This window comes from Arthrobacter sp. Hiyo1 (assembly GCF_001263615.2).
Classification (GTDB): Bacteria; Actinomycetota; Actinomycetes; order Actinomycetales; family Micrococcaceae; genus Arthrobacter.
Genome location: NZ_DF952468.1, coordinates 385956 through 387782, shown reverse-complemented (window position 1 = coordinate 387782; position 1827 = coordinate 385956). Strand labels below are relative to the sequence as shown.

The following is a 1827-nucleotide window of genomic DNA, read 5'->3' as shown; positions in this document are numbered from 1 at the left end:
CAAGAAGTTCCACGCCGAGGGTCCACGCCTCGCTTGAATCCGGGCGCAATCCGGTGAGCTCTGCCCCAAGACCGGCGTGCACCATGACAGTATCCGCGTGGCCCAATTCCCCGATGAGAAATTCTCCGCTGGTGCGCTCATCCTCGGGCATGGCCGTAAACCCGGATTCATACAGCGTGTGCTTGTCCCAGATATGGTCTTCCAGCCCGGAGGTCAATCGCCAACACCGCGTTGTCGATGACGGCGGGCCGCTCCAGGCCGCGCTTGAGTTCGGCTACCGCCATCTCCACGGAGACACCCGGTGGGAGGCCCAGGACGATGTGGTCGTGTCCCGACGCGGCGAGGCGTTCCGCCGTCGGGACAACGTCGAGACGGACCGTGCAGCTAAGGCAGCCGTGTTCCAAAGCGGTTTGAGCTTGCTCCACCAGTTGGCCGTTGCGGAAGATCCTTCGCAAGACAATGGACCCGTCCAGGAGGTCGTGCAGGACAACCACCGAATCTCGATGGGTCCGCCCAAGCCTGGCGGCGGCTGCTTCGCGGCATTGGCTGTCCAGTGAGCTGACAACAGAAAGATGCATGCCAATAATCTTAGATGCAAATCATTCTCATTAGCAAACGGCTTCGATTTCCTGTTTTACCTCGCGGTTCCCATCATGCGGTACCGTACCGCCCCTGCATTAGACTTGAGCCAACCGCTGACGGCCCCACGGCGGGCATTGCTCAGGGAGTTTTTGGCAAATACCGAGGGGACCCACGTGCAGATTGATTTCGCTTCATCCAGGCAGTCGACCCTGGGGGTGGAATGGGAGCTAGCGCTCGTCAACGCACGCACCGGCGAATTGGTCTCGGTGGCGAATGAGGTCCTGCGGGGCGTGGCTTCGCGGCATCCGGATTTGAACGAAGACGACGAGCACCCGCACATCAAGCGGGAACTGCTCCTGAATACCGTGGAACTCGTGACGGGCGTGTGCAACACCGTCAAGGAAGCCAAGGAAGACCTGGCCCGCTCGCTGCGGGCCGTCAGGGAAGTCACCGACCCCATGGGCGTGGAGCTCTTCTGCGCCGGAAGCCATCCATTCAGCCCGCCGCAACTCCAGCCGGTCTCGGACAAAGAACGCTACGCCAAACTGATCGACCGGACCCAATGGTGGGGACGGCAAATGGTCATCTACGGAGTCCACGTCCACGTCGGCCTGGACCGGAGGGACAAGGCGCTCCCCATCCTCGATGGCTTAGTCAACTACTTCCCCCATTTCCAGGCATTGTCCGCTTCGAGCCCGTTCTGGGGCGGCGAAGACACGGGCTATGCGTCACAGCGCGCCCTCATGTTCCAGCAGCTTCCCACGGCCGGATTGCCTTTCCAGTTCCCCAGCTGGGCCGAATACGAGTCCTACGTCCAGGACATGTTCACCACTGGAGTGATCGACACCCTGTCTGAAATCCGCTGGGACATCCGGCCCGTGCCGAACTTGGGCACCATCGAGATGCGCATTTGCGACGGCCTGGCAACCCTCGAGGAGGTCGGCGCCGTTGCAGCCCTGACCCAATGCCTGGTGGACGAGTTCTCCACGATCCTGGACAACGGCGGCAGCATTCCCACCATGCCGCCATGGCATATCCAGGAAAACAAATGGCGCGCCGCCCGCTACGGCATGGAGGCGATCATCATCCTCGACGCCGAAGGCAACGAGCAGCTCGTCACCGAGCACCTCAAGGAAACGCTGCTGCGCCTGGCACCTGTCGCGGAAAAGCTGGGTTGCTCGGCGGAACTGGCCGACGTCGAAAAGATCATCGCCCGCGGAGCCGGCTACCAGCGCCAGCGCCGCG

2 protein-coding genes are annotated in these 1827 nt (G+C 62.1%); one reads left to right on the top strand and one right to left on the bottom strand.

The features are described from left to right. Positions 1-167: 167 nt before the first annotated feature. On the bottom strand, positions 168-578 hold the full coding sequence (locus AHiyo1_RS26015; protein WP_253257109.1) for a hypothetical protein: 411 nt from the start codon (positions 576-578) through the stop codon (positions 168-170). Between the two features lie 177 nt (positions 579-755). Between AHiyo1_RS26015 and AHiyo1_RS01710 the strand changes: the two genes are divergently transcribed. Next, positions 756-1827: glutamate--cysteine ligase (locus AHiyo1_RS01710; protein WP_059387415.1), on the top strand; the 1072-nt coding region annotated here is incomplete at its 3' end.